Genomic DNA, 3260 nt, shown 5'->3' on the forward strand with positions numbered 1-3260 from the left:
TTTATAGGACCTGCTAGTTAATTGAAATTACCTTGTTTCAAACTATTCAAATAAATAGCGGAAACACTCATTCATTTTATTCGAAATGTTTTATCTTTCTTATATTTAGATTTAGTTAAATAAAAAGGCATTGTCGTTAGAAGTCCAGTAAAGGAGACTCCTAACGACAATGCCTTTCATTGAACCCTTCCATTCTTTGCTAAAGGTGGGTGGGTTCGATATCCTAAAAAGGTAATCTTTGTTTTTATTCTAAGGTAATTCCACTATTAAATCAATATATATACATTATTACAAGCAAATACGTATCTATGAAGACGGCTCTGATACAAAAATAATTAAAAGTATACTAAAATGAGTTTAAAATTGATATATAGTTTCCAAAATATATTATTGGCAATCGCACGGCTGCTGAACAATGAAGAGGCTTTTATAGTCGAATCCGAATAGTTTTATAAATAAGTAGATGTAAATAATTAAGAAACCCAGCTAATCTTCTCATGTGAAGGTAACTGGGTTTTAAAGTTGTATGTGCAAAAATTGGGAAAATATATAACCAAGAATGAGAAGGTGGGGAACATGGAAGTGAATATGAGTATTGAAGAAATTGCAGGCATCCTTATCCTACTTATATCACTTTTCAGATTGCCTTGTTCATATCAATCAGTTTAGGCGGTGAGAACCAATCTGAATCAGGCATGTCCGGTGAAGGTGGCGCAGGTACAGCGCGGATGTCATCTGAATTCTCATCCCGCTATTTGTCCCGCAGGTCAGCTCTATCATGTTTCCTATGGAATCCACTGCACGATACAGATACCTCCATTGACCTTTTACTTTGATATACGTTTCATCACTCTCCAGGAGTCTTTTGTTGGCTTAAGATGACGTCGTACCCTTACCCTTTCATCTAATTCCGGTCCATATTGTTGATAACCGTTGTGTGAGCCATCGATAAGCCGCGTTCTTCCATCATTTCAGCCAAATCACGAAAACTGAGGTTGTCCCGCAGGTACCATCTCACGGTTAACAAAATCATATCAGGTTGACAATGTTTCCGCTTAAATACATTTTCCTTTTCCATACTGACCACGTCCATTTTAAGAGTACTAATATCAGTGTGTCCAAGATTTAGAGACTACCAGAGGAGAAAGAAGAAAAACGGAGCTTTGACAACTCTCTTCACCAGGACAAAATACCCTTTTATCTCCAATTCAAGATTGAATTTTCATAATTTTCAAATATGTTATTTCGTAAATAGTCAGAATATGCTAATATTTGTCTTGTTATATAGATATAAGGGGGAGAAAAGATTGAAGAAAAAAGCATTAAAGTACATTCTCACTAGTGGGATTTTGGCTTCCACTCTTGTAGGAACCACAGCTTTTGCTGAGCCTGTCACTACTCCAAATGGTCCTTGGGTACAGGATGGACAGAACCTTTCCTTATCAGGTCTGATGTCAAATGAGCAATTGGAAAGCAAATTAAAGCAGATCGAAAAGACAGCGAAAGGGAAGATGGGGCTTGAGCAATTTGGAACATCCAACGATGGGTACCCACTATATGTAGCGAAATTTGGTGACAATGATCCAGAGAAGAAGAGGGTCCTTGTTTATACTCAAATTCACGGAAATGAGCCGCTCGGCACAGAAGCAATTGTTGAGTTAATGCAGCAGCTATCATCGGGCAGTAAAGAAGTAAATGATATGTTGGATGAGGTGAGTGTTTGGTTTGTGCCACGTTTAAATCCTGATGGAACAGCGAACCAATACGAGGGGAAACAATTTCCAACCAGGTATTCTCATCAAACATGGAATCCAAAAGAATTAGGCCTTCCAGCTGATACAAAAGCACCTTGGTATTACAATGCAGAAGGTAGCGAGAGAGCCCAAAACAATGATGGAAGTGTGGTTTACGGGATCCCTGGTTTCGACTTAAATCGTGATTTCCATCCGAATTATGATTTTGACATAATGGAAGAGATTAAAAAGGATCCACAGAAAGTGGCAGAAGTGTTAAACAATAGTGCCACAAATAATGGAGCAAACGCATCACTTGTCTTTTCACCGGAAACACGTGCACTTACAGAATTGACCCAAGAACTAAATCCGGATGTTGCCATTGACATTCATCACCGAGGCTTTAACCGCTTGTCAGAAGAGGACAGCCGTTCAGTTTCCATCCAGCTGCTTGCCCAATTTACAACCAAGCCTTATATAGACCCGTTCAGCGGGAAGAACTATGTGTTAGACGAGGATGTCCTTACCTTGAGCAAAAAAGTCAATGCCGTCGCTTATGAGTCGTTGCAGCTCGGAAACTCCTCTTTCGGCGCGATTCAAAAATATCCGACCGTGAACTACCCAGGCTCTGGACTTGGGTCCATCCAGTTAAATGGCACAGCCACGATGTTAATTGAAATAAAGGGACAAACCCAAACGCTCGGTCAGAAGCAAAACGGAATGCTTAAAAAAACAGCAAAGGTTCCAGTCATAGCGGTTCTTAACGGATTAGCAGACGGTTCCCTTGAAAACGCCGATCCTGCTGTTTATGATGCCATCCCAAGCACTGCCCTAGGAGTAAGCCCTGGGAATAAACATTAATTTTAGCGGTTGTTGTGAAGCGGTTGATTTTTAAAGGATGTACCATAATAGGAGAGTTATCCATAGTGATTAACTCTCCTATTTGTTGTTTTAAATAGATTGTAGGGGCTCTAGAAATTTGGAGGATACAGAGTCTCATTAAATTTTTGTTACATCTAAAATTTTATTAATTGTGGTATTGAGTCGGTACCTGTCACACCTTGGATATGTATATGAAAAAAGAGGTGGAGAAGATTTATGCCGATTCCATTTCCGTCGAGATCACCCGCCAAAATAAGGATATTGGTTTCATTTACATTTTAAATCTTTTCCTGCTTGTTTTTGAGGGGGCATGAAAATTTCTACTGTATTGGTTTTTCCGTGTACCTCTTCTTCTCTAATTCAAGGTCACCTAAATCTATTATTTAAATAATATGGATTAATGATGTGCTCCGCACCACTATCATCGATTTGACCGTCATTATTTTTTCTTCGGTATCAAAGGTGTTTTAGGGTCCAATTCCAAGCAGCCCATTTTCTGATTGAAGGACCACTTGTTTATTTTCTTCTATAAAGTTTCCAACAAGGGTAGGCATACCAATTCCAAGGTTAACATAGCTCCCTGATTGAATTTCTTGTTCCGCTCTTTTTGATAATTTTCTCCCTAACGCTCTTTATCTACATGTA

2 protein-coding genes and 2 pseudogenes are annotated in these 3260 nt (G+C 38.9%); 2 read left to right on the top strand and 2 right to left on the bottom strand.

Annotation, left to right across the window (positions count from 1 at the left end):
- Window positions 1–771 precede the first annotated feature (771 nt).
- A pseudogene (locus tag ACFVSH_RS24545) lies at window positions 772–1078 on the bottom strand (DDE-type integrase/transposase/recombinase); the annotation flags it as partial.
- A 229-nt stretch (window positions 1079–1307) separates the two neighbouring features.
- On the opposite strand from ACFVSH_RS24545, the gene ACFVSH_RS24550 reads away from it, so the two are divergent.
- Together ACFVSH_RS24550 and ACFVSH_RS24555 are read left to right on the top strand one after the other, a co-directional pair.
- Complete coding sequence (locus tag ACFVSH_RS24550) at window positions 1308–2594, top strand: M14 family zinc carboxypeptidase (RefSeq protein WP_387595264.1); 1287 nt, start codon at window positions 1308–1310, stop codon at window positions 2592–2594.
- Between the two features lie 212 nt (window positions 2595–2806).
- The gene (locus ACFVSH_RS24555; protein ID WP_387708351.1) at window positions 2807–2929 is read left to right on the top strand and encodes a hypothetical protein; all 123 of its coding nucleotides are present in this window, start codon (window positions 2807–2809) and stop codon (window positions 2927–2929) included.
- Window positions 2930–3085: 156 nt separating this feature from the next.
- Here the strand turns inward: ACFVSH_RS24555 and ACFVSH_RS24560 are convergent.
- A pseudogene (locus tag ACFVSH_RS24560) lies at window positions 3086–3232 on the bottom strand (CoA-transferase); the annotation flags it as partial.
- Window positions 3233–3260: the final 28 nt, after the last annotated feature.

It is taken from the genome of Peribacillus sp. NPDC058002 (assembly GCF_042886655.1).
Taxonomy (GTDB): Bacteria; Bacillota; Bacilli; order Bacillales; family DSM-1321; genus Peribacillus; species Peribacillus aracenensis.

What these genes read in the sequence shown, in the direction of transcription:
- ACFVSH_RS24555 (WP_387708351.1), top strand. Translation starts at nt 2,807, where the DNA reads ATGAAAAAAGAGGTGGAGAAGATTTATGCCGATTCCATTTCCGTCGAG.